Here is a 24,786-nt window from a genome sequence, read left to right as displayed (position 1 = left end):
GCTACCCCGAGCAACCCCGAGCTACTCTTCCTCGTCGGCAGCGGCCTGCAGCACCGCCTTGTCGGCGTCGGTGTACACCTTTTTCATCTGCTCATCATTCCCGCCGCCAAGAATGTTCAGCATAATCAGCCCATTGAGCTGCGTCGATGGCACGATCGCGAAGTTCCGGGAGTACCCGAATACCTGCCGCACCTTAATCCCGTTGCGCAGTTCCACCGCATGCAGCCAAATGTCATCCGCCTTCGGGGTAACCGTCAAAAAGCTATCGCCGGCCGCAACCAATGCGTCAATAGCAACGATTGGGTACAGCACCCCGGACACACCCGTGGCGAAATGCAGAAACGACGGGCTGCAGTTATCCACGCTCGTCCATTTTGCGTACGGCAGGATGTCGCCGTCGCGCATCTCGATGCGGTGCGCGCGGTAGCACACGACGCTGTCTGGGCGATGCGCCTGGGTTTCCAGCAGTCGATCCAGCCACCAAATCGGGTAAATGATGTCGTCATCGGCGGTGGCGACGCGCTTGCCGGTGCCGACCACCTCGCGGAACATCGGCCAATATTTGGTGTGCGGACCGAACATGCCATCGGAGCACCGCACCTCAAGGCCGCGTTTCACCAGGCGTCGCAGCGACCGCGGCCATTTTCGGTTAAAGTCAGGCTCATCAAGCCACAGCACAATTGGAGCCTGCACGGTGCCGCGCGCCAGCGACTCAATTGCGTAAAACACTTTGTTCAGGCGAGTGCCGTGCGTCGTCAGCGAAATGACCACTTCGCCGTCCTGTGGGATCCGCGGGCTATGGATGCGCAGCGAATTGCTAACTTTCAGCGGCAACAAGCGGAACAGCGTAATGAAAAAGCTTGCCACCTGGCCTGCGATATACCACAGCTTCACGCTACGGTGGCCTTTCTATCGACAACGGGTTCCCCGCCACTTTACGGCATGCGTCAACCGAAAGCTTATTGACGTTATGGGGCCAACCGCCCATTCGGCGCAACAGGGCGGCTTCGCCTTCGCCACGGAAAAGGGGGACAATGGCACCATGTCTCGACTTCATTTCCGCGCACCAACCGGCTCCGCAGGCAACTGGCCCGGCGCCGGCGGCAGCACCGCCACGGCCGCTGACTGGCTAGAGGGCGCCCGGCCACACACCTGGGCCAACGCTTTCGCCCCCGTTGTCGCAGGTACCGGCGCTGCCGCAGCATCCGATGGCGCGTCGTGGTGGCAGGCGGTGCTCGCTGGGCTGGTCGCGTGGGCGCTGATTATCGGCGTGAACTACGCCAACGACTACTCCGATGGCATTCGCGGCACCGATGACGACCGCTCTGGCCCCCTGCGCTTGACCGGCTCCGGCCTCGCTGACCCGCAAACTGTGAAGTTCGCCGCATTTATCAGTTTCGGCGTCGCCGGGCTTGCTGGTGTGGTGCTGTCGCTGGTGTCAGCGCCGTGGCTGATTCTGGTTGGGGCACTGTGCATCGCCGGCGCGTGGTTCTACACCGGCGGTAAGAAACCGTATGGCTACATGGGCCTTGGTGAAGTGGCGGTGTTCATTTTCTTCGGCCTGGTCGCGGTGCTGGGCACGCAGTTCACGCAGCTTGGGCGCGTTGATTGGATTGGGTTTGGCTGTTCGGTCGCGGTTGGTGCGTTGTCCGCGGCGGTAAATCTGACGAATAACTTGCGCGATATTCCGACGGACCGGGTGGCAGGCAAGATTACGCTGGCAGTGTTGCTCGGTGACCCGCGGACCCGCATGTTGTATGTCGGGCTGGTCGCGCTGCCTTTTGTGGTGACTTTGTTCTTGGCTGCGCATTCGGTGTGGGCGCTGGCGGGGCTGACAGCGTCGGTGTTTGCGGTGGCTGCGGCGTTGCCCGTGGTGCGGGGCGCGCAGGGCGCGGCGCTCATTCCGGTGTTGGGGGCGACGGGTAAGGCGATGCTGGTGTGGGCCGTTGTGACGGCGCTGGCGTTGGGGCTTGGCTAATTGACGTTGACGTTGAAGTGAACGTCAAAAAGCTCCTTATTGTTCTTCGCGGTCGGCGAGCTGCTGGCGAATCGACTGCTTGTGACGCTTACGTTCCGCGGACCACTGCGCCATGCCGAGATTGACGCGTTTGCGCAGGTCAGACCATAGGAACATGGACAGCGGGAAGGCGACAATCAGCGCGAGCATCGCGGCGATGAGCAGCGGGACGGGCAGGTCGATGAGGAAGCTGACGCCCATGATGAATGCGGTCAGCGCGATGAACAGCAGTAGGCGCAGCAGGCCGTAAACCGCCATATCGCGGAATGGGTTGCTGGCCGGGCTGGCCGGGGCGGCCGGGGTGTCGCTGGTCGCGGCGGCCGGGGTGTCGCTGGCCGGGGTGGCCGAGGCGTCGCTGGTCGCGGCGTCGTTCGCGGCGGCCTTGTCGGAAATCACATCGTCATTGTCACTCACGGTTATTAGCCTACGTATTCTGGAACAAAAGGAGGAATCAAGTGGGACGCGTCGTTTTATTGTTGCTGGTGGTAGCCACGGTCGTTGCCGTTTGGTATGCGTTCGGGCCGCCGTCGCGCAAGGAGGTCGACCCCGTTGACCGCCGCGCGCTGGGCCCAGACGACGACGAGGACTTCCTGTGGCAGATTGAAAAGGAACGGTTCAAGCGGCGTCGGGCCGAACAGCAGGAGCTTCTTGACGGATACGGGCGACCTAAATCCGCCGACGGCGACCGTGGTGCCGGAGGCGCTCGCGGCGGTGGCGCTCGCGGTGGTGGCGGCGATGCCGCGGGTGGCGTCCATCGCGGAGGCGGTGGCGCGAGCGACGCTCGCGGCGGTGACCATGGTGCTGGAGGTAAAAGCTCGGAAGATGCCGGCGGTGCCTCCCGCGACGATGATTCTTTTGACGAAGGCTCTGGACAGGGGCCGAGCGACGATCCCGCTGCTCCGGACCAGACCAACTAGCTACTTGGCGATCAGTATCGCCGCGTCACTTTCGCACTGCCAATAGCTCGGGTGTCGCCCGAAAGTCTCTGTCTGGGCAGTGCGAAAGTGACAGCCCGCGCTCGGCGCTTCGCGAATCGGCCCGTGGTTGGCCGGATTCCTTACTAACCGCCCGCAAAAAGCACTACTGGCGGCCGCGAACGCGGCCGGCCCCTTTTTTAAAACCCCATCTAGCAGGTACAAGGCGAAAGCTTCCGCTATCGCGCACCGGCAATACGTCCTTCTCTTGGCCCCGCCCACGATGCACTCATCGCACCCGGCGACTTCCTATTGCCCCATGATCACTTTCGCACTGCCAAACCGGCGAATATGAAAACGCATCAGCCATCTTGGCAGTGCGAAAGTGACATCTGACGAAAAACGACACAATTTCGTACTGAAAATTCCTCGATAAGGACCAAAGCCCTTGTTGAGACCGAAAAGCTCCAGATTCTCTCGGCAAAGCAAGACTTCTCACACCGCAGATCACTTTGGCACTGCCAAGGAAGGGATAGTTTGGCAAAAGTCGTGTGAATGGCAGTGCCAAAGTGATCCGAATGGCGTATTGCGCTGCACACGCCAAAAGCTGCGCTAAGCCAAACGCGGCAAACACCAAACGAGGCACAGCACCAAGCGCGGCAAACACCAAACGAGGCACAGCACCATGCGCGGCGCTGCACTAGGCGAGCTAGAAGCGCTTGCCCCGTTTAAGCAGCTGCAGCAAATACTCGCCATAACCAGACGACTGGAAACACTCTCCCTGCTCACGCAACTGAGCATCGTCAATAAAGCCCATACGCCACGCAACTTCCTCCGGCGCACCAATCTTCAAGCCCTGCCGCTGCTCAATGGTCCGCACAAAATCTCCGGCAGCCATCAGATTGTCGAAAGTGCCCGTGTCCAGCCACGCAGTCCCCCGCGGCAGAATCTCCACTTGCAGCTTCCCGCGCCGCAAATATTCCAGGTTAATGTCGGTAATTTCCAGTTCACCACGCGGCGACGGCTCCAGTCCCCGCGCAATCTCGACGACAGAACTGTCATAGAAGTACAGCCCCGGCACCGCAAAATTCGACTTCGGCTCCGCCGGCTTCTCCTCCAAGCTCAGCGCCCGGCCATCCTCATCAAATTCGATGACACCGTAGGCCTCCGGATCCGCCACCCAGTATCCGAAAATGGCGCCGCCGTCGACGTCATGAAAGCGCCGTAGTTGCGTGCCCAAACCGGCGCCATAAAAAATGTTGTCGCCAAGCACCAACGCCACCGGCTCATCGCCGATATGGTCCGCCCCCAGAATAAACGCTTCTGCCAGCCCATTCGGCGCTGCCTGCACGGTGTAACTTAAGGTCAAACCGAACTGGGAACCGTCGCCAAGCAACCGCTGAAACTGCGGTAAATCCTGCTCAGTCGTAATAATCAAAATGTCCCGAATGCCCGCGAGCATCAGCGTCGTCAGCGGGTAGTAAATCATCGGTTTGTCGTAGACCGGCACCAATTGCTTGCTGACGCCTATTGTTATCGGACGCAGGCGGCTGCCAGTACCGCCCGCGAGAATGATGCCTTTCACTAGAGATTGCCTCTCACTAGATGGTGCCTCTTACTAGAGATTGCCTTCGCTACTCGCTAGCTTCCTGGTTCGACAGGACCCAAATGTCCTTCATTTCAGTTTCCAAGTCCACGCAATCATCCCAGGTTGGCAACCGTTCAGCGACATCTTCCAGCCCCGGTGCCGCCGCGTCCTTCGCTGACAAAATCGGCTCGACCCCCGGCAAATGCTCAGCAAACATTCCCTCGACATCAATTCCGAGTTCCGCATCGCGCACATTCACACCGAACTCCGCATCCGGGTCGTAGCCAGTCGAAGTGAGATAGGTGACCACCGAATCGTCGACAAGCGAAATGAAACCGTGCCCCACACCCACCGGAAGGTGCACCACCTGGCGCTGCTCCCCGCCCAGCTCCACCACAATGTGCTTGAGGTAGGCCGGCGAACCGACGCGCAGGTCAACTATGATATCGAGCACGCGGCCAGCAGGGCAGGTCACCATTTTGGCTTGCCCCGGCGGCACCTCTGCCAAGTGAATTCCGCGCAGCACACCCGCCGCCGACACCGACATATTCGCCTGCTCCGGAATGAACGGGTATCCGGCGGTTTCGGCGAAGGCGTCCGCCTTGAACCACTCCAGGAAGGCGCCGCGGTCGTCGCCATGAATCTGCGGGGTGAAGGTGAATACGCCGGGGATGGAGGTGGTTTCGTAGCTGCCGTGAGTCATGGTTCCAGCGTAGCCGGGCGCCACTCCGTTCGCGCACGCCCCGCCTACAGCTCGCGCTCAATCTCCGCGTAGCCGGCCTCCGCCGCGTCATACGCCTCCCGCCACCACGGCTCATTCTCCCGGTACCAGGCCACCGTCTGTGCCAGCCCCTCCTGAAAGTCCCACTGCGGCGCCCACCCCAGCGCCGTCATGCTCGCCGGGTCAATGGCATAGCGCCGGTCATGCCCCGGCCGGTCCGTGACATGCACAAACTCATCGCGTCTCCGCCCGAACGCCGCCAACAAATCACCCACGACCTCCACATTCGACCGCTCCCCGTCCGCACCAATCAGGTAGGTCTCCCCCAGCTCCCCGGCCTCCAGAATCCGCCACACCGCCGCGTTGTGGTCGTCGACATGGATCCAATCGCGCACATTCAACCCAGCGCCATACAGCCGTGGCGCCCGCCCCTCAATCAGTCCACAGATCTGCCGCGGAATGAACTTCTCCGGGTGCTGCCGTGGCCCATAATTATTCGAGCAGTTCGAAATCGTCGCGGCGAGCCCAAAACTGCGCACCCACGCCCGCACGAAATGGTCGGCCGCCGCCTTCGATGCCGAATATGGACTCGACGGCCGGTACGGCGTATCCGGCGTGAACCGCGCTGGGTCGTCGAGCGCTAAATCCCCGAACACCTCATCCGTGGAGATGTGGTGCAGCCGCTTGTCATGCGCCACGCACGCCTTCGCAATATTCAGCGTGCCATCCACATTCGTCGATACAAAAGGGTCGGCGTCGCGCAGGGAGTTATCGTTGTGCGACTCCGCTGCAAAGTGCACCACCGCGTCAGTGCGGGCAATGAGCTTATCGACGATTTGGGGGTCCCGGATATCTCCACGGATCGTCTCACAGAGCGGCTGGCCGCTTCCGTCAACAAGCGAAAGTGGGTTGGCAGCGTAAGTAAATGCGTCCAAAACAGTGACATCCGCCCCACGCTCAAGCGCAAAGCGGACGAAGTTGGACCCAATGAAGCCGGCGCCGCCGGTGACTAAAAGACGCATAGTCACCAGCGTAGTAGCACCGGCTCGTGTGTGGCGATTAGTTCAGGCCAGCGTAAGAGTGCAGGCCGGACACGACCATGTTGATGAAGAACAGGTTGAAAATCATGGCCACAAAACCAAGGATGTTAATCCACGCGGCCTTGGTGTTTCGCCAACCGGAAGTCGCACGCGCGTGCAGGTACAGGGCGTAAATGATCCACGTGACGAAGGAAATGGTCTCTTTCGGGTCCCAACCCCAGAAACGGCCCCATGCCGCTTCCGCCCAAATGGCACCGAAGACAATACCCAAACCGAATAGTGGCAGTGCCCAAATCGCGGTGCGGTACGCCAAACCATCGAGCTTCTGCGCCGACGGAAGCGGGGCGGCAAGCGCGCCGAGAACGCCCTTCTCCTTGCCCTTCGGCTGCGACATCCGCAGCAGGTACAGCAGGGACGCAACACCGGAGACCAGAGTAATGCCGCCGCCCGTTGCGACCGTGGAGACGTGAATTGGGAACCAGTAGGACTTCAGCGCGGGCACGACGGGTGCGGATTCGGCGTAGAGTTCCGTGCCGCCGTAAAACAGCAGCGCCATCACTGGTGCCAGCACGAATGGCCACAGTGCACGGTATTCGCGGTTGCGCAAAGTGATCGCGGCGATGACCATACCGAGCAGCAGGGTTACGGAGATGTACTCGTACAGGTTGCCCCATGGGAAACGGTTGGCCGACAGGCCGCGCAGCAGAACCGATGCGAAGTGCACCGCGATGCCGAGCCAAATGACCAGCTCGCCCATGTTGGCCCACTTGTCAGCTGCGGCCTGATGCTTAGCGATATCCGCGTCCGTGACTGCGTCGACTGACGTCGTTGCGGTGGCCGCGGAATCTACAGTAGAACCTGCAGCGGAATCTGCAGTCGCGTCGGCGGTGACGTCGGCAGTGACGTCAGCGGCGTCACCTGCTGCCGCACCCTTGGCCCCCACGGCGACGAGTTCGCGTTCCTTTGCCTGGATGGCAGCTTCCCGCTTGGCATCAAAGACCGCGCGGTGCTTGATGTAGTGCACGATCATCAGCAGCAGACCAACGGCGTAGACGGCGAAGGCAGTTCGGAACGAGAGATCCGAAAAGTTCGCGAGGTTCATATCGACGGGCATGGAATTCCTTAACTCTCAATTGCTTGGTAGGCGCGGACCAAGCTTCCACTGGAAAAGACGCTAGTAGGCACAGGGAAATAGATCTAGTCCCAAGCAGGTAGCGGACCTATTCGGGGGATATGACAGGTTGTCACTAAAACTGCGAATCCGTCACTATGATTCACGGTTCTCGTCAGCGCCAGCGCCAACCTCAGCATCCTCGTCAACGTCATCTTCATCCGGCAGACGCAACACCTTGCGCTTCAACCGGTCGAACTCCGGGCCCCAGCCCGCGCGGTCGGTGCGCGCCAAACCGGCCATCTCCACAAGTGTGTGCGTTGCTTCCGCACCAGCGGCACCGGTACCAGCGGCACCAGTCGCACCAGCAACAGGTGCGCCATCCGCGGCAACCGGCGTCAAGCGCACCCACACGCGGCGACGCTTAATCGCCAACGACAGCACCAGCCCGCCAAGCATCACCAGCGACGCCGCCAGCACCCAACCCTGCGTCGGGTCATGCGACACCTGGAAGTTCGCAAACTCCGCCGCACCGTCAAACGTCACCTTCGTGCCGTCATCCAAAGTCACCGATTCGCCCTGGAACAAGTTCACCCGGTCAATCTTCTGCAGCTGCCCGGAGTGCATCAGCGATGGGTCCAGACTGAAAATCGACTGGCCACGGCCGGTATCCAAACCAGCATCCCCGCGGTAGACGTCAATGGCCACAGCCGGATTCGTCATCGCTGGGTACGAGGACTGCAGCAGGGTGCCCTTCTCCCCGGTGAACTCCGCCGTCGGCGCGAACAGCCCCTGCACCGCAATCTGGTTCTCACGACGATCCACCAAATCTGGGTACATGCCAGCTGGCGGGTCAAACCGCAGCACACCGGAGGACAGGAAGAAGGTTGGGTCATCTGGACGGAACTGAATCTTCTCCGTCCGGCTTTCACCATTCGGCCAGGTCACCGTGAACTGTGGGGCATAACCATGGCCCTGCAGATAGACGCGGTCACCAGAAATGCGCAACGGATTATTCACCCGCAGCTGATACTTCTTCCACTCCGATACCGGCTTAAAAATGTCATCCCCCTCTGCGTAGTCCACGTCGGAGGTGAACATCTCTGCCTGCCCATTCGGCAGGTAATCCGCCTTAAAGCTATTCACATTCAGGCAGAATTCGTGCAAACCAGTGCCGTCCACAGTTGGCCCGGCACGGAAAGAGTCAAAGTTCGCGACCGCAGTATTGCAGAACTGCGACTGCTCCTCGCCCGCAACGACAATGACCTGACCTTCGTAGTACACCATCCGACCCCACGCAATGGTCACCAGCAGCAGCACCAGCCCCAGGTGGAACACCAAGTTGCCGAACTCGCGCAGATACCCCTTCTCCGCAGCAATCGACGTCTTCCCAGCCCGGTCCTCCCCCGGCTCATAGACCGCGACTTTCCATCCCTTCAGGTCGCGCTTCAATTCGTCAATAAGCTCCGATTCGGTGGCTGCCACCGTGCCAGTCGCATGCATCGGCAACCGGGACAGGTTCTTCGGCGCGCGGACCGGCGGCTGTTTCATCGCCTTATAGTGGTCCCAACTACGCGGCAAAATGCAGCCGACCAGCGAGAACAGCAGCAGCATGAGGATCGCAATGAACCACCAAGAGCTGAATACGTCAAACATCTGCATCGCGTCGAGGATTTCGCCCCACTTGCCGTTCGCCGCGAGGTAATCCTCAACGTTGCCCTCATTCAGCTGTCGCTGCGGCAGCAACGCCCCCGGAATCGCCGCAATCGCCAGCAGAAACAGCAACACCAGCGCCGTCCGCATACTCGTCAGCCAACGCCACGCCTTCCGCGGCAGCGACACCAAAAAGTTCACCGTAAAATCCTTGCTTATTGACGTTTATAACTGCGACTAAATCGGCGCAACAGCATCATTCAAAAATGCTTCCCGGACCCAATCCACAAACAACGCCCACGTGCCGGTAACCAGGGCAAAGCCCACCACAATGAGCATAATGCCACCGACAACCTGAATTGCCCGCGAATGCTTCCGCAGAAAATCCACACCGCTGGCCATTGCCTGCGACCCGAGTGCCACCAAAATGAATGGGATACCTAACCCCAAACAGTAAGCCACAATCAAGATGACACCGCGGGCCGCCGTCATGCCCTCCGTGCCAGCTGCTACCGAAATAATCGCGGACAATGTCGGGCCGAGGCATGGGGTCCAGCCAAGCGCGAACACCGCACCAAGTGCTGGGGCGCCGACCCAAGTTGTCCAACGCCGCGGGGCTGGGCGCGTGTCATTTTGCAGCGCCGGAACGAAACCCATGAACACCAGGCCCATGACAATGGTGATGACACCGCCGATACGCATCAGCAGGTCAGAGTTCAACGCCAACACACTGATCAGGCCAAACACTGTGGAGGTGGCCAGCACAAACACCACAGTGAACCCGAGAACAAACAGGGTCGCGGCGCCGCCGGCCCGCCACCTGCGGCCATCATCCGCACCGACCACGCCGGTGAGGTAAGAAATGTAGCCCGGCACCAACGGAATGACGCATGGGCTGGCGAAAGACACCAACCCAGCCAGCGCCGCGGCAGCCAACGCCAGCAGCAATGGGCCGGAGGCTGCCATGTCCGCGAAGGACTCACCAATGGAGGCAGCCTGGAGCGATGCACTCTGCAGCGATGCAGCTTGAATAACCACGAACTTCTACAGCCTTCTAACCTTCTGCGGCCACTTCTTCAACGGCCTCCAGCAGCTGCTTATCGGTCACTTCCTGAAGGAACACCACAGCCGGCCGGTGCTGCTTATCCAGCACGATCGTCGTCGGGATGACCGATGCTGGAATACCGCCCAGCCGCGCCGCCGTCTTAAACGGCGGGTCGTAAATCGACGGGTAGGTCAGCCCATTATCGGTGACGAAATCTTGCGGCTTCTGCCGGTGCGTATCGCGCACATTAATTCCCAGCAAGGTGCCGAGGTCACGTTCCTGCATGGTTTCCTGCACGCGTTGCAGGTCATCGGATTCACTGCGGCATGGCGCGCACCATTGGCCCCACGCATTGAGCACCACTACTTGGTCTTTGAAGTCAGAAAGGTTGATGGTTTTGTTCGGTTCCATCAGGTCTTCCCCGCTGAACTCCGCAACCGGTTTGCGCTCTTCGGGGGCGTATTTCACCACGGTTTCGCCACCTGGGGAGACGAAGGTGAAGGTACCGCCGACGGCGACCGCATTCTGTCGGGAATCTTCAGTTGCACAAGCCGTTGCGGTGAGCAGCATCGCAGCAGAGAGCGCGGTGGCGATGGCAGCGCGGCGAGCTCGGAAATTCAGCACAGGCATGGCCGCAGGTTACTTCCTTCCCGCCGGTTCGCAGTAATGCATATCAACCACGGTGTCCCCCAGGAAGGTGAACGACGTGATAGAGCTCAAGGCGCACTGTCGATTCCCCGGGTTGTGGGCCAACGGCAAGCCCTGCACCTGACGCCGATACGCCCAAATCGGAAGTTGGTGCGTGACCAGTACCGCTTCGTGTCCTTCTGCTTGTTGACGGGCACGTTCCACCGCACGCTGCATCCGCTCCGCGATAACCGAATATGGCTCACCCCAGGATGGTTCGGCTGGATTCGTCAGCCGATTCCAATACCGAGGATTCCACAGGTCAGAGGCCCAACCCTTCACATGGAGCCCCTGCAGCGTATTGCCAGCCTCAATGAGGTCTTCATCTGTTTGCAGCGGCAAATTCAGGTTCGAGGCAATCGGCTGGGCGGATTCCTGCGCCCGCTGAATCGGCGACGACGCCAGGTAGGTCACGTCGTGACCAGTGAGCGCCCATGCAGCAGCAGCGGCCATACCGCGGCCGCGGGCTGACAGGCGATAGCCCGGCAGGCGGCCGTACAAAATCTTGTCCGGATTGTGGACTTCGGCATGACGAACCATGTGCACAATGGTGCGCTTACTGTGACCAGTGTTCATATCTCTTTAAGCTTCCGTCGGAGAGGCGGCGGCTGCAGCCTTTGCAGCAACCTTAAGCGCAGAATCAATCCGGTCAAAGTCATCGTCGGTCATCACCGAAGAAACGAACCACGTTTCGAAGGCGCTTGGTGGTGCGTACACCCCATTGTCGAGTAGCGCGTGGAAGAATGCCGGGTAGCGGAAGGTGTCTGCGGCCTGCATATCCGCGAAATTGTGGCCCTCGCCCTCGGCGAAACGTGGCGACAGGAAGGTAGCGGCACGCTGAATGTGGTGCGCGACGCCAGCTGCCGTCAGATGCTCCGACATCAGGTTCGCCAGCCGGTCCGCGTTCGCTGCCACCGCGTCATATACGGCATCGTCCGCCGCGCGAAGCGACGCCAAACCGGAAGCCACGGACAGTGGGTTACCGGACAAGGTACCTGCTTGGTAGACCGGTCCCTTAGGTGCCAGATACTCCATAATGTCGCGGCGGCCACCAAATGCGGCTGCTGGCAGGCCACCAGAAACCACCTTGCCGAAGGTGGTGAGGTCACCGGCGACGTGGTCGACGCCGAACCAGCCGGAGCGGGACGTACGGAAACCAGTCATCACTTCATCCAGGATGAGCAGCGCGCCATGTTCATGCGCCACCTTCTTTAGTTCCGCGTTGAAATTGTTCTGCGGAGCAACAGTGCCCATATTGCCGGCAGCGGCCTCAGTGATAATGCAGGCGATGGCGTCTGGGTTGTCCGCGAAAGCTTCGCGAACTGCAGCAATGTCGTTGTATGGCAGCACGATGGTGTCCGCGGCAGCCGCGCCGGTAACACCTGGCGAGTCCGGCAGGCCGAAGGTAGCGACACCGGAACCTGCCGCCACCAGCAAGGAGTCAACGTGGCCGTGGTAGCAGCCCGCGAACTTGATGATTTTGCTGCGGCCAGTAAAACCGCGGGCTAGGCGCACTGCCGACATGGTTGCTTCGGTGCCGGAGTTCACGAGGCGGATTTCTTCGACGCTGGTGCGGGAAATGATCTCCTCCGCCAGGTCCACTTCACCAACGGTTGGGGTGCCAAAGGACACGCCGCGGGACGCGGCCTGCTGCACAGCCTCCACCACTGCTGGGTGTGCATGGCCCATCAGCATCGGGCCCCAGGAACAAATCAGGTCGACATACTCGTTGCCGTCGACATCAAACATCCGGGAACCCTTGGCGTGGGAGATGAACGGTGGGACACCACCAACGGAACCAAAGGCACGAACTGGCGAGTTCACACCACCCGGAATGACCTGCCCGGCGCGTTCAAACTGAGCAGCGGATTTTTCAATGGAATAAGGCTTCGATGCAGTCACACTGCCCATAGTAGGGAGTTCCCCCGCCGGGGGTTAATCCCCCGGGGTTAATTGTTCGGGTTAGTCGCTCAGGTTAGTTGTGCGGGTTAGTTGTTCATGCGGAAGTGGCGCAGCAGGCGCCGCGACCGCAGCTCAATCGTCACTGACGACAAAATCATCAGCAAGGTCGCCATCATTGGGTGCAGCAGCCCCGCGGCCGCCAGCACCATAATCAGAATGTTGTAGGTCCACGCGCCAATGAGGTTGACGCGCAAAATGCGATTGACCCGGCGGGCCAGCTGCACAATCTCCGGGATCAAACTGAGTTTGTCCTGCAGCAGCGCCACGTCGGCCTCTGGGTACTCCAGGTCGAGGTGGCCGTGCGCGTCCTTCCACTCTGGATCATTAGGATCGCGCAACAGCAAAATGCCCACGTCAGCAACTTTCAAGGCCTCGCGCGAATCCGACTTTCCGACCACACCGACCACTTCACCGGACAGGCGCATCGAGCGCACTGCCAGTTCTTTCCGGTCCGGCGCAATTCCCGCCAGCACGGCAGACATACCGACTCGGTCCGCGGACCGCCGGGCAATGAGGTAGTCGTCACGGCAGAGCATCACCGATTCGATGCCTTGGTCGTCCAGCTGATCAACGACAGTGCCGACGCCATCTTTCAGCTCATCCGAGACCTGAATGATGCCCCGGAGTTTGCCCTTCCAGTACACCGTCAATGGCACACCACCAGACAGCGCCGCGGACGTCATATCCTTCGGCAGGTCCATCAGGTCGTTGGGGCGGGAAATCCTGGCTGGCACCAGGATGTTTTCCGCTTCCCCATCTTCGTCAGTTACTGGCAGTTCAATCATGCCTTTGACGTCGCCGTTGCCGGTCATTTCCACATGGGTCACATCAATCCAGTGCGGAATTTCGCTGCCACCGGCACCGGTGTCTCGTGCTCGTCGGCACGCCCGCACCAGCGCCCGCGGAATCGGATGATTCGATTCCATGGCCAATGCGCCGGCTACGCGCAGCACCAGTTCTGGGTTCTCCCCTTCCACTGCGTGCACCGACAGCACTTGTTTATTGGCGTCGGTCAGTGCGCCGCTGCGGTTGAAGATCACCAGTGACATGTGCGCCAAGTTTTCAAATGTGTCTTCTCCTCGAACCAGCACGCCGTTGGTTGCCGCGTGCAGCAGCCCCAGTCGCAGTGCGGTTGGGGCGCTCGTTGCCAGCGCGACCGGTCCGATACCAGCCAGCACGGCAAGTGCCGCCGCCAAACCTGCGTGCGGTGACCCAGTTGCTAGCCACCATCCGGAAAACAGTGCGACGGCGGCGGCAAGTCCCCATGGCACCAAGATGGATGCCGACCTAGTTGCGACTTCACGGACGCGTGCTTCGTCGCGGGTGGCGTCATGCACCCAGTCCTGCATTTGTGCCAAGCGGGTGCGCGAACCGGTGGCAACCACCCGGATTTTCAGGGGCGCGCCGTGGTTGATGCCACCGGCAAACACCGGCGAATGCACCTTCACTTTTACGCGGGCTTTATTGCCTGATGCTGGCCCCGGCGAAATTTCCGCGGACCCGCCGATCACTTCCCCGTCGACCGGAATCATGCCGTTTTGCGGCACCATGATGTCATCATTGACCCGCAGTTCGCTGATCGGAATATCTTTCCGGCCAGCGCCCATGACGGCACCTTTTTCGCGCCGCATGACTGTCACCAGTTTGTCTGGTGAAATCTTCAGTTCCGCAAACACTTCGTCGCCAAGCGATTGGGTGCGGAAACTTAACTGCCGGCCGATAAGCAGCAGCAAAGTGACACCACAGGCAACGTCAAGGAACAGGGCGCCATCCTGCGGCAGGCTGTAGCTCCACACCAACCATTGTGGCGGCACGGTGTAGCCGATATGCCCGACTGGTGTCAGCAGCAGGGAAAACAGCGACCACAGGTAGGCGGACAAAATGGCGAGCGAACTTGCCGAGTCCAGCGCCGGCATACTGCGTGACATGCCAGAGAGCAGCGCACGGTGGAATGGCCACGCACCCCAGAACACCACTGGGGTGGCTAGCGCGAGGCTCCCCCATTGCCAGCCGTCAAAATGCAGTTGCGTCAGCAGCGCCATTGCCAACACCGGAATTGAAAACAGTGCGGTAATCAGCAATCGGGTGCGGGTCAGCAGCTCCGGGCGCGTAGCCAGCACTTCCGAGTCGCCGTAGCGTACGGCCTCACCAGCGTTGCGGTCGAGTTGTTCCCGCAGCGTCAACCGACGCTTTTTGACGACGCGACGCCGTCGTGGGTTTTCCTGCAGTCGTGATTCGTAGCGGTGCACCGAGCTTTGCTTCATGGTGGCGGTGAAGCCATGTCGGGCAAGCTCACGCACGATTTCGCGGGCAGAAACGTTCGCCCGCGCGGTGATCCACGCGCTTTGGGTGTGGTAGATGACATTCGACTGGACGCCATCCATGGCATTCAAAATGTTCTGCACATCTTGCGCTTCGATGGCATCATCCATGCCTTCAATGCTCAGGCCGAAGGACACTAACGGGAACTGGTGTGTTTCGGCACCGGAAACACCCAGCTGCACGGCCGCATCTTTCGCGGCTTTAATGGCGGTCGCAACCTGCGCTTCAGTTGCGCGTTGCTCCGCCTCAAATTGCTCGAGTTTATCGTCGCTCGCAGATTCCATTACCTAGTCCTCTGGCTGAAACCACAGCCGTGCTCGTCCAGTAAAAAGCAGCAGGGTGCCAACTACTGACAACACCACAATAAGCAGACTTGCGAACATACCAAGTCGGAGCAGAAAACCAAGCATGTTGGCCAGTACAAGCAGCATCACCAGGACCAAAACTACGGTGCGGGCGGTTCGATCCCCCTGGCGAACCGACATCAGAAAAGCGGCAATGCCGGTGCCAAGCACTAGGTTTGTCACACCCAGAATCTTCATATTTCGGGCAACCAAATCCGCCAATTCGACACTGGTAGCACGTCCGCTGACATCCGTGGTCACCATGTTCAGGCCGGTAACCAAGGTCAGCACGACGGTCACGGTCAATAGCCAAAATCCGATATGCACAATCTGTGGGGTGCTGGTTGGGCGCGGACCCAGTGGGCTCGCTTCCGTCCGCCTGGCCATCGACGGGAACATGCTTGGCATGAAAGGCGTCCTCAATCTTTCTTCAGATGTTCAATCGGACCGTGCTTGGCTTCGTAAGCCTTGATGAAGAATTCAACTGATTGCTTCAACGATAATAAGACCTGCGCCGTGATCGCCGCTACACCAGCGCAAATCGTCGCAATTCCGTCAATAAGCTCCAATGCCATTGGCCCCTGCGCAAACACCGACTCTGGGCTGCGGAGGAAGGAAAATAGCATGGAGATGCCCAACCAAAACGCACCAAACATGACGAAAAGTCGCGCCCAGTTACTGCCTTTACGCAGGCCCCGCCCGGCGAGGGCATAAATCAGGCAAAATAGCAGCCCCACAACCAGGAAAAAGCCTAGGCCAACAATCGTGGTGGCGTTGAGGAATGACTCCACCGGCAGGTCAATTTTCGCGGCCTCAGATTCCAGGTTGTCCCCGTAATAATCCCGGATCGCTTCCTGAAAAGCGTAGGGCGTAATGACGGAAGCAAGGAAATTCCCGACCTGGTGGAGCGCCGCGAACGCCGCAGCCACCCACACCACACGACTGGCCATCGTGACCTGCTCCGGTGCGTCGCCAATCTTCTTCGCCAGCTCCTGCTTCGACCGCTTCTTTGGCTTTCGGGACTTCGGGGTCGGGGCAGGCTCCTGCTGTACCGGGGGCATATTCTCCCGCATTACTTCAGCCTCCGCGCAGCTTCCACAGCCCAGTAGGTCAAAATCATGTCGGCGCCAGCACGGCGAATTCCCAGCAGCGCTTCCATAAAGGCACGGTCGCGCTCAATCCAACCGTTCGCGGCGGCCGCCGAAATCATCGCGTATTCACCAGAGACCTGGTAGGCGGCCACCGGCACTGGCGACATGTCAGCCACTTCGCGGACAATATCTAGGTATGGCATTGCAGGTTTGACCATCACCATGTCCGCACCTTCATCAATGTCCAGCTGGACCTCCAGCAGCGACTCCCGACGGTTCGCCGGATCCTGCTGGTAGGAGCAGCGGTCGCCCTCCAGCGACGAGCCCACCGCGTCCCGGAACGGGCCGTAAAACGCCGAGGCATACTTCGCGGAGTACGCCAAAATCGCCACATCCTGGAAACCGTTTGCGTCCAAGGCGGTGCGGATTGCCTCCACCTGGCCGTCCATCATTCCGGAAGGGCTAACAATGTCCGCACCCGCCGCGGCCTGCGCAATCGCCATCTTCTGGTAGCGCAGCAGCGTCGCATCATTATCAATCACCGAGTGGCCATGGTGGTCGTGGCCAGGCACACCGCAGTGGCCGTGATCGGTGAACTCATCCAGGCAGGTATCCGCGGCCACAATGACATCGGAACCGAATTCCTTTTGCAGCCGGCGCAGCGCCCGGTTGAGTACCCCGTTGTCATGCCAGGACTGCGAACCTTCGGCATCCTTATCGGAATCCAGCGGCACCCCAAATAGGTCCACTGCCCCAATGCCCAGCTCGGCAGCTTCTTCCACCGCGCGGACCAGCGAATCTTCGGTGTGCTGGTACACCCCTGGCATGGAGGAGATTTCGCGTGGCTGGTCGATGCCGTCAGCGACGAACATCGGGAGAATCAGCTGCCGCGGCGCCAGGTCCACTTCGGAGACGAGGCGGCGCATGTTATTCGAGGTGCGCAGTCGCCGCGGGCGGCGCAGCCCGGGGCCAATTGCGGCAGAAATATCGGTGGCAGAGAACTCAGCTTCGGTCATAGCCACAGCCTACCTACCCCACGGGAGTAGTTTTACGCCCCCTGCGCTTCCACCGCGGCAGTAGTCTTCCGGCTCCGGCGGCGACGCTTACGTGGCGGAGGTAGTTCACCTTTCGCCCGCAGTTCCGAGACATAGTCAGCCAATGCGTCGACCAGCTCTTCAATTCCGGCACGCTCCGGCATCACGTCAACGCGCAGCCCATACTCGCGGGCAGTGTCGGCAGTCATTGGGCCAATGCACGCAATGATGGTGCGCTGATGCGGCTTACCGGCAATGCCCACGAGGTTGCGGACCGTCGACGAGGAAGTGAAGCAGACTGCGTCGAAACCGCCGCCCTTAATCCGTTCGCGGATATCGGCTGATGGAGGCGCGGCCCGCACCGTGCGGTAGGCAGTAATGTCCTCAACATCCCAGCCCAGTTCAATCAATCCGTCGACCAGCACGTCAGTGGCAATGTCAGCCCGTGGCAGCAGCACCCGGTCTACTGGATCAATTTCCTCGCAGTACTCTGGGAACACATCCACTAGGCCCTGCGCGTTCTGCTCGTTGTAGCGTGGCAGCAGCTCCGGCACGATGCCCAGGTTCTTAATCGCCTGCGCGGTTTTGTGGCCCACTGCGGCAACGCGCAGCCCGGCGAAACCACGAGAGTCCAGACCATATTCGGTCATCTTGTCCCACACTGCCTGCACTGCGTTGACAGAAGTAAACACCACCCATTGGTAGCGACCGTCGACAATGCCCTTAATTGCGCGTTCCATCTGCGCTGGGCTGCGCGGTGGTTCCACCGAAATAGTTGGCACTTCCGCTGGGATAGCGCCATGTGCGGTCAGCCGCTTCGACATCGACGCAGCTTGGGACTTTGCCCGCGGCACCAGCACATTCCAACCGTAAAGCGCGCGGGACTCCCACCAAGCGAAGTCCTTCCGGCTCGACGCCGGCGCACCGATGGTGACAATGACATCACCGGACACGACGTCGCCGCCGGTTTCCACGTTCAGCTTCGCCAGCGCCTGCAAAGTCACATCGTGGCTGCGTTGGCGGCGGGTGGTGCCGTTCGTGGTGACAGTGACCGGCAGCTGCCCGTCAAGGTCACGTGCCAGCAGTTCTTTGGAAATCGCTGGGAAATCTTCCAGCGCCGCAGTCAGCACCAGCGGCAAAGGTGCCGTCGCCAAGCTATCCCAATCGGCTTCTCCCACAGCGACATTCGCCTCGGTGAAGGTGTCGCCTAGGGCGATACCGGCGAACGCTGGGATAGTTGGGGCCATTGGCATGCCTGGCACCACGTTGAATTCCGCCCCCGCGGCGGACACTGCCTGGATCTCGGCGATGGCGTGGGTTTCGGACAGTGGGTTGCCGGCAATCAGGCGGACAATGTCGTCGCCGGTGGCGGCAGCCGCAATCAGTTCTTTGGCCATCGCGGTCGCGTCGGTGAGCGGTTCGCGGATTTCTCCGGCGGTAGGGGCCGCTGGGCGTGGTGGCTTACGGCGAGCTCCCTTGGCTTTCGCTTCAGCGACGGCTTCTTCGTAGGCGGCGTCGGCGGCGTCAATCTTTTCCTGCGGTACTGGCAGTTCCAGACCGACGAAGTGGCGCACTTCCGGCAGAACGGCGTCGTCGGTGTAGGCGACGGCGGTGTTTTCCAGCACGGTGCGGGCACGCAGCGTCAAAAGGTCCGGGTTTCCTGGCCCGGCGCCGACGAAGTGAATCCGCCCGGCGGTTTGAGGACGCTTAATGGTCATAGTTTCCTGATTTTCTAGCTTAAGTGGAGCAAAAAGAATGAACGTGGTGCAGGGGCGGGCCTTGGCAGTGGCCGCCGCGGGGTCAGCGCAGAGTGTCACCCATAATGTCGTGGGCGCCACCGCTAAGCAGCTGCTTTGCGACGGATTGGCCCAGCGCTCTAGCTTCGTCAGCGTTGCGTACTGGTCTGCTTTGGGTCTCGAGCAGCTTCCGGCTGCCGTCCATGGCAAACACACCACCGGTTAAGGTCAGCTCGTCAGCCTGGTCGGTGCCGTCGGCCCCGAACTCGGAGTAGCCGGCGACCGGTGCGGTGCAGCCTGCCTGCAGTTCCGCCAAAATAGTGCGTTCTGCGATGGCACGATAATGCGATTTCGGGTCGTCGAGGGTGCGGAGCGCGGCCACAATATCGGTGTCAGCGCTGCGGCATTCCACGGCGAGTGCGCCTTGAGCTGGAGCTGGCAACATCACGTCGGTATCAAGGGTTTCGGCTGATGCGCCTAGCTTGCCGGTGCGTTCCAGGCCTGCATGAGCCAGCAGCACCGCGTCGAGTTCACCGTCGGTGACTTTGCTGATCCGGGTATCAATATTGCCGCGCAGCGGACGAATATCGAGGTCAGGACGCTGCGCCCGCAGCTGGGACACGCGCCGTGGCGCCGAGGTACCAACAACAGCGCCTTCTGGCAGGTCCTGCAGCGCGGAACCATTCTTGCTGACCAGCAGGTCACGTGGGTTGACCCGCGGCGGCACCGCCACCACCGTGAAACCTTCGGCCTTGACAGTCGGGAGGTCTTTGAAGGAGTGCACGGCAATATCGCAGCGGTCTTCAGCCATGGCGTCGCGCAGAGCCTGGGTGAAAACACCGACGCCGAGGCGTTCGACTGGGCTGACGCGGTCCTGGTCACCGATGGTTTTAATGATCACCAGTTCTGCTGGGTAGCCAGCGGCAATCAGTGCATCCCGGACGTGGCCGGCCTGGGTGGTCGCCAGTTCGGAGCCGCGGGTTCCGATGCGCAGTGTGGTCGTGCTCATTAGTGCTGCTCCTTCTTCATAGTGCCGACAATTGCATTGGTATCAATCAGAACTTCGCCGGGCCGTTGAGTTAATACCTCGGAGGCCACAGCAGTATCCGAATAAATTACTGACGGTGTGGTCAGCGGCAAGTCAAATAGTCGCTGCAGTGCTTCGGCGTAAGAAGAGGCACCCTGAGAGGTGGCCAGTTTCTTCACCTGCACAGTTGGTTGATGCAGGAGCTTATCGACGACACGGCGAACGGTCTGCTCAACCGCTTGGCGTTCCTTATCTGTCAGGCCCGGGGTTTTCGACTCCAACCTGAGCAGCTCCGTCGCCACGACTTCGCCAGCCCGTTCCCGCAGTGCCTTCACTGTTGGGGCGACCTGCTGGGCGCGCTGCTGCGCGAGGAAACCATCGAGCTCAAAATCGACGATGCGACGAGCTTGGTCTTCAACGCTCTCCCCGACGTTGGCCCCACCGAGAGTTTGAATGGTGGCAATGTCAGTCAGGTTAACGTCAACAAGCTCCCCTACCCCTTCGGCAACATCGCGCGGAAGGGACAAGTCGACAATGGTGACTTGGCGGTTGCTGCGCAGCGTTTGGGCGCGCTCGACATCATCAATATTGATAACCGGCAACATCGCGCCGGTTGCAGAAATAATGACATCCGCATCAGCCATCAGCTCTGGGATATTGGCCAGCGCCATGCCAACCGCAGGGATGCCTGCCTCAATGGAATGCTCCGCGAGGCGTTCGGCACGCTCAACTGTCCGGTTCGCCACGGTGATGTGACTGATACCGGCGCGGCCCAAATGAGCGGCCGCCAGCGACGACATCGAACCTGCGCCCAGAATCAACGCACGCAGACCCGACAGTGGCTGCTCCTCATGCGCACGTTCCGGCGCAAGCTGGGTGATAGCGTGGTTAATGGCCACCGACACCATGGAGCCGCCCGCTTCATCGATAGCGGTTTCGGTGTGGACTCGCTTGCCGGTGTGCAATGCGCGCTGCGCGAGCTCATGGAGGGTGCGGCCCACAGACTGGTGCTCATCGGCGGACTGGTATGCCGACCGGATCTGGCCCAAGATTTGCTGCTCACCAACGACCATGGAATCCAAACCGGAAGCCACCGTCAGCATGTGCTCTGCTGCGCCTTGGGCGTAGCGGACGTACAGATGCGGGGTGAGGTCATCAACATCGACGCCGGAAAACTCCGACATATTTCGGACGGTGTCCGCCAAACCGGCGTGGAAACCTTCAGTGACCACGTAGTACTCCACCCGGTTGCAGGTGGAAACAATCATCGCCTCGGTGATCGACTCCGATTCCAGCAGCTGCTGGACCATCTTCGGGCGGTCCGCCTCCGACACAGCAATTTGTTCAAGTACTGCCACCGGAGCAGATCGGTGGGACATGCCAACCAGTAGAACACTCACGGTTCCATCACCGTCTACGTTCCTCCTTTGTGTCAGCGGCTATCACCCGCTACACGCCCTTGTGGCACCCCAACGCAAAGCGTCAGATCCCTCATGTCCTACGCTAGAAGAGCACGACTTGCGTTCACTTCACAGCGAGTTGTTACGTTCGTCAACGGTAGCCGCTTAATTCGTGATTTCAAAAAGCGCGGCTAACTATTGAGCGCCTCGATGAGTTCATCATCATCGATTTCCCAGCAGGCAATTTCCTCATCGTTGACCAGCACCACCGGCACACGGTCCCCAAACTCAACCGCTAAACTGCCGTCACCTGCATCAACATCAAGAACTTCCAAGGCGGCGCCATACCTAGCCGCAATCGGCTCGATCTGCTTATACACCCGATCACAGGACCCACAGGTCTGTCGCACCATTAGCGTAACGGTGTGTTTTTCGCTCTGCTTCGGGGGTGCCTGCATTGGTATTGGCTCACTTTCGGATCGCTAGGGCTGACGGGTTGCCCGTTTCAGGAATACCATAGACCCCAGACAAGAATTGCTGGCAGAAATCAGTCGTGCCCTGAGACACGCATTCTGCCCTCACCAGCACCGATAGAGGAAAGACTTTCGTGACTCCACCAGGCGGCAGCGCCCCAACCCCCTTCGAAGTTCTCAGCGAACTGGCGCCCTCCCAAGGCAATATCCGCAACTTTTTGGAGCAGTATGCCTTTGCCCCGGTTTCGGAGGAAGCACAGCGCGAAGCAGGTGAAGCCTCCGCGCTTGCGGCACTGGCCCAGGCCTACGACCTGACTGACACCGAACTCGTTGCCGGCATGACGTCCGTAGCTGGCGCCCAGTTCGCCGCTGGAGGCCTGGAGCACCTGTCCGAGCCCGACCCGGATGTACCGCAAGACCCTACCGCCGCAGCATTCTTCGACGTAGACAACACATTCATTCAGGGCGCCTCCATCCTGCATTTCGCTGCAGGCCTGGCTAAACGCAAATTTTTCACCGCCAGCGAGGTTGCCGGTTTTGCTTGGAAACAGTTGAAGTTCCGAGTCACCGGCACTGAAAACATGGCTGATGTTGCTGAAGGTCGGCAGCAAGCCCTGTCGCTGATTGAAGGCCGCAACACTGAAGAGTTGGTCTCCCTCGGTGAGCAAATCTTCGATGAAACGATGGACTCGCGGATTTACGAAGGCGCAAAGGAACTGGCCCGGATGCACGTTGCCGCTGGGCAGCAAGTCTGGTTGGTGACGGCCACCCCGGTGCAGCTGGCGCAGGTCATTGCCCGGCGCTTGGGCCTTTCAGGGGCATTGGGCACGGTTGCGGAAGTTAAAGGCGATAAGTTCACCGGTCGCCTCATTGGCGATATTTTGCATGGCCCAGGTAAAAAGCAGGCAGTCGCGGCGCTGGCGGCAGCCCACGGTCTGGACCTCGCAAAATGCACCGCCTACTCCGACTCTGTCAATGACATCCCCATGTTGTCGATGGTGGGCACTGCCGTGGCAGTGAACCCAGATAAGCAACTGCGGGCATACGCCAAGGAACATGGCTGGGAGATCCGCGACTACCGCAACAAGTGGGCCGGTCCGATTAATGCCGGTATCACGGCGGCGCTCATCGCCGCTGGTGTTGGCTTGTACGTCGCAGTGAAGCGGTCGCGGTCCGAGCAGTAACCGCTACCCCGCCGCCATGGTGTGGCACCCCAGTGTCTGCGGCCGAGCCAACGCTGCGGTGACAATCTCCCGCGCCACCGCCACTTCAGCAGCAGCTGGGAAGGTGCCTAACAGGTCTAGGGTCTGCTCCAGCCCCGCTGTAGTGCGCACGATTCCGGCACCCGCTGTCATAATTCGCTGCAGCTCGCCGAGCTGCGCTTCGGTCAGCGTCGGCCGTGGTTGCCGCTGATCCGAGTTCCCTGCGCCGACGGTGCGCGCTAAGCCGTGCCCCACTTTTCCGGCAACGTCTTCCGCCACTCGGCGCCCAACCACAAGCCCTTCGAGCAGCGAGTTCGATGCCAACCGGTTCGCGCCGTGCAGCCCGGTGGCCGCACACTCCCCAATGGCGTATAGCCCGGGCAGTGCGGTGCGCCCCGACGCATCGGTTGTGATGCCTCCGCAGGTGTAGTGCGCCGCGGGAGCAATCGGCAGCAAGTCCGTCGCTGGGTCCAACCCGAACACTGCCACTGCCTCCGTGATCCCCGGGAAACGCTCCCGCACATCCGGTACCGAACGAGCATCCAGATATGCTTCCCCCGCCGCCAGCACCGCCCGGGAGACGATGTCCCGCGGCGCCAGGTCGTTGGTGGTCACTGCTTCGCCGTGCTTATTGACGATCCGGGCCCCCTCACCACGCATTGATTCGGATAGCAAAGTCCGCTGGCCGTAGGCGCCGACCCGATCAAGAACCGTGGGGTGGAACTGAATGAACTCCATATCTCGCACTGGCACACCAGCATCCAACGCCAAAGCCATGCCGGCACCGGTCGCGCCGTGTGGCGCGGTGGTTGCAGAAAAGAGCTGTCCGCAGCCGCCAGTAGCAATCGCGACGTTGGCAGCAGAAACAACACCCTGATCAGTAAGGACGGCCCCGTCCTGCACAGAGAAAGCGGTGGCTTTGATGGTTTCAATATGTGCAGTAGCAACGTTCAGGGCGCGCTGAATTTCGGTGCCAGTGCCATCGCCATTGGCGTGAATAATGCGGCGATGCGTATGCCCACCTTCCAAGGTGCGGCGGTAGCGGTCGTGTTTGGATGAGCGGTCAAACTTCGCGCCGTGGTCAGTGAGCCAGGCGACAGCTTCTGCCCCACCCGCGATAATGCTGTGGGTGGCGGCAATGTCATTGTGCTGCACGCCCGCTTTCACGGTGTCCGCGACGTGCTGCTCCACAGAGTCTGGCTGATTATCGATGCCTTCCGGAGCGTCAAAAAGCCCAGCGACGGCCAGACCACCTTGGGCATAGTTGGTGGCGGCCCCAAGATGCTGGGGCCCAGAGCGATCCACTACAGCGGTAGCTAACCCTAATTCCGCAGCTCGCAGGGCCGCGCTGAGGCCCGCGATGCCACCTCCGACGACGATGAGGTCGTAGTTCTTCATGTTCAGAAATTCTACGCCTGC

At 60.5% G+C, this 24,786-nt stretch carries 23 protein-coding genes; 3 read left to right on the top strand and 20 right to left on the bottom strand.

All coding sequences use genetic code 11. The annotated features are described in order from the left end of the window. Positions 1-21: 21 nt before the first annotated feature. On the bottom strand, positions 22-888 hold the full coding sequence (locus A3EC_RS0100695) for a hypothetical protein (RefSeq protein WP_026162045.1): 867 nt from the start codon (positions 886-888) through the stop codon (positions 22-24). Between the two features lie 82 nt (positions 889-970). Between A3EC_RS0100695 and A3EC_RS0100690 the strand changes: the two genes are divergently transcribed. Continuing rightward, positions 971-1,978 carry a 1,4-dihydroxy-2-naphthoate polyprenyltransferase gene (locus A3EC_RS0100690; RefSeq protein WP_018023232.1) on the top strand — a complete coding sequence of 336 codons (1,008 nt, stop codon included), beginning with the start codon at positions 971-973 and terminating at the stop codon, positions 1,976-1,978. Positions 1,979-2,014: 36 nt separating this feature from the next. Here the strand turns inward: A3EC_RS0100690 and A3EC_RS13135 are convergent, their stop codons facing one another. Next, entirely contained in the window at positions 2,015-2,431 is a 417-nt protein-coding gene (locus tag A3EC_RS13135; RefSeq protein WP_018023231.1) for a DUF4229 domain-containing protein, read from the bottom strand. Positions 2,432-2,472: 41 nt separating this feature from the next. On the opposite strand from A3EC_RS13135, the gene A3EC_RS13130 reads away from it, so the two are divergent. Next, positions 2,473-2,934: a photosystem II reaction center protein PsbN gene (locus tag A3EC_RS13130; protein WP_018023230.1), complete on the top strand. Its 462-nt coding sequence runs from the start codon at positions 2,473-2,475 to the stop codon at positions 2,932-2,934. A gap of 706 nt (positions 2,935-3,640) precedes the next feature. On the opposite strand, the gene rfbA is transcribed toward A3EC_RS13130, so the two are convergent. The 17 genes from rfbA to A3EC_RS0100590 form a co-directional block, all read right to left on the bottom strand. Continuing rightward, the gene (gene rfbA, locus A3EC_RS0100670; protein ID WP_026162043.1) at positions 3,641-4,516 is read right to left on the bottom strand and encodes a glucose-1-phosphate thymidylyltransferase RfbA; all 876 of its coding nucleotides are present in this window, start codon (positions 4,514-4,516) and stop codon (positions 3,641-3,643) included. Between the two features lie 49 nt (positions 4,517-4,565). Next, positions 4,566-5,222 (bottom strand): dTDP-4-dehydrorhamnose 3,5-epimerase family protein, encoded by a 657-nt coding sequence (locus A3EC_RS0100665; RefSeq protein ID WP_018023227.1) that lies wholly within the window; start codon positions 5,220-5,222, stop codon positions 4,566-4,568. A gap of 44 nt (positions 5,223-5,266) precedes the next feature. Then, on the bottom strand, positions 5,267-6,262 hold the full coding sequence (gene rfbB, locus A3EC_RS0100660; RefSeq protein WP_018023226.1) for a dTDP-glucose 4,6-dehydratase: 996 nt from the start codon (positions 6,260-6,262) through the stop codon (positions 5,267-5,269). A 37-nt stretch (positions 6,263-6,299) separates the two neighbouring features. Beyond that, complete coding sequence (gene ccsB / locus A3EC_RS0100655) at positions 6,300-7,394, bottom strand: c-type cytochrome biogenesis protein CcsB (RefSeq protein ID WP_026162042.1); 1,095 nt, start codon at positions 7,392-7,394, stop codon at positions 6,300-6,302. Between the two features lie 153 nt (positions 7,395-7,547). Continuing rightward, a complete protein-coding gene (locus tag A3EC_RS0100650; RefSeq protein ID WP_051060995.1) occupies positions 7,548-9,194 on the bottom strand; it encodes a cytochrome c biogenesis protein ResB in 1,647 nt (548 codons plus the stop codon). Positions 9,195-9,281: 87 nt separating this feature from the next. Further along, the gene (locus tag A3EC_RS0100645) at positions 9,282-10,010 is read right to left on the bottom strand and encodes a cytochrome c biogenesis CcdA family protein (RefSeq protein ID WP_051060994.1); all 729 of its coding nucleotides are present in this window, start codon (positions 10,008-10,010) and stop codon (positions 9,282-9,284) included. 88 nt (positions 10,011-10,098) lie between these two features. Continuing rightward, complete coding sequence (locus A3EC_RS0100640) at positions 10,099-10,719, bottom strand: TlpA disulfide reductase family protein (RefSeq protein ID WP_018023222.1); 621 nt, start codon at positions 10,717-10,719, stop codon at positions 10,099-10,101. Between the two features lie 9 nt (positions 10,720-10,728). Next, positions 10,729-11,352, bottom strand: coding sequence for a histidine phosphatase family protein (locus tag A3EC_RS0100635; RefSeq protein ID WP_018023221.1), 624 nt, complete (start codon positions 11,350-11,352; stop codon positions 10,729-10,731). Positions 11,353-11,358: 6 nt separating this feature from the next. Then, positions 11,359-12,687: a glutamate-1-semialdehyde 2,1-aminomutase gene (hemL, locus tag A3EC_RS0100630; protein WP_018023220.1), complete on the bottom strand. Its 1,329-nt coding sequence runs from the start codon at positions 12,685-12,687 to the stop codon at positions 11,359-11,361. A 77-nt stretch (positions 12,688-12,764) separates the two neighbouring features. After that, positions 12,765-15,344, bottom strand: a complete 2,580-nt coding sequence (locus tag A3EC_RS10810; protein WP_018023219.1) for a heavy metal translocating P-type ATPase — start codon at positions 15,342-15,344, stop codon at positions 12,765-12,767. A 3-nt stretch (positions 15,345-15,347) separates the two neighbouring features. Beyond that, positions 15,348-15,812 carry a hypothetical protein gene (locus A3EC_RS0100620; protein WP_018023218.1) on the bottom strand — a complete coding sequence of 155 codons (465 nt, stop codon included), beginning with the start codon at positions 15,810-15,812 and terminating at the stop codon, positions 15,348-15,350. 11 nt (positions 15,813-15,823) lie between these two features. Continuing rightward, on the bottom strand, positions 15,824-16,465 hold the full coding sequence (locus A3EC_RS12245; RefSeq protein ID WP_156812787.1) for a hypothetical protein: 642 nt from the start codon (positions 16,463-16,465) through the stop codon (positions 15,824-15,826). An 11-nt stretch (positions 16,466-16,476) separates the two neighbouring features. Beyond that, entirely contained in the window at positions 16,477-17,511 is a 1,035-nt protein-coding gene (gene hemB / locus A3EC_RS0100610) for a porphobilinogen synthase (protein WP_018023216.1), read from the bottom strand. A gap of 32 nt (positions 17,512-17,543) precedes the next feature. Beyond that, entirely contained in the window at positions 17,544-19,247 is a 1,704-nt protein-coding gene (locus A3EC_RS0100605) for a bifunctional uroporphyrinogen-III C-methyltransferase/uroporphyrinogen-III synthase (protein ID WP_018023215.1), read from the bottom strand. 82 nt (positions 19,248-19,329) lie between these two features. Beyond that, entirely contained in the window at positions 19,330-20,274 is a 945-nt protein-coding gene (hemC, locus tag A3EC_RS0100600) for a hydroxymethylbilane synthase (RefSeq protein ID WP_018023214.1), read from the bottom strand. Beyond that, positions 20,274-21,692: a glutamyl-tRNA reductase gene (locus tag A3EC_RS0100595; RefSeq protein ID WP_026162038.1), complete on the bottom strand. Its 1,419-nt coding sequence runs from the start codon at positions 21,690-21,692 to the stop codon at positions 20,274-20,276. Before A3EC_RS0100595 ends, hemC begins: the two co-directional genes overlap by 1 nt. Before the next feature lie 191 nt (positions 21,693-21,883). Continuing rightward, entirely contained in the window at positions 21,884-22,105 is a 222-nt protein-coding gene (locus A3EC_RS0100590) for a glutaredoxin family protein (protein ID WP_051060961.1), read from the bottom strand. A gap of 194 nt (positions 22,106-22,299) precedes the next feature. Here A3EC_RS0100590 and A3EC_RS0100585 point away from each other — a divergent pair, with 194 nt between their 5' ends. Next, on the top strand, positions 22,300-23,349 hold the full coding sequence (locus A3EC_RS0100585; RefSeq protein WP_018023211.1) for an HAD family hydrolase: 1,050 nt from the start codon (positions 22,300-22,302) through the stop codon (positions 23,347-23,349). A gap of 3 nt (positions 23,350-23,352) precedes the next feature. On the opposite strand, the gene A3EC_RS10795 is transcribed toward A3EC_RS0100585, so the two are convergent. Continuing rightward, the gene (locus A3EC_RS10795) at positions 23,353-24,765 is read right to left on the bottom strand and encodes an L-aspartate oxidase (RefSeq protein ID WP_018023210.1); all 1,413 of its coding nucleotides are present in this window, start codon (positions 24,763-24,765) and stop codon (positions 23,353-23,355) included. Positions 24,766-24,786 lie beyond the last annotated feature (21 nt).

Source organism: Corynebacterium ulceribovis DSM 45146, from assembly GCF_000372445.1.
Classification (GTDB): Bacteria; Actinomycetota; Actinomycetes; order Mycobacteriales; family Mycobacteriaceae; genus Corynebacterium; species Corynebacterium ulceribovis.
Note: the sequence above shows the minus strand (reverse complement) of the source record. Positions and strands in the feature narration are given on the sequence as shown.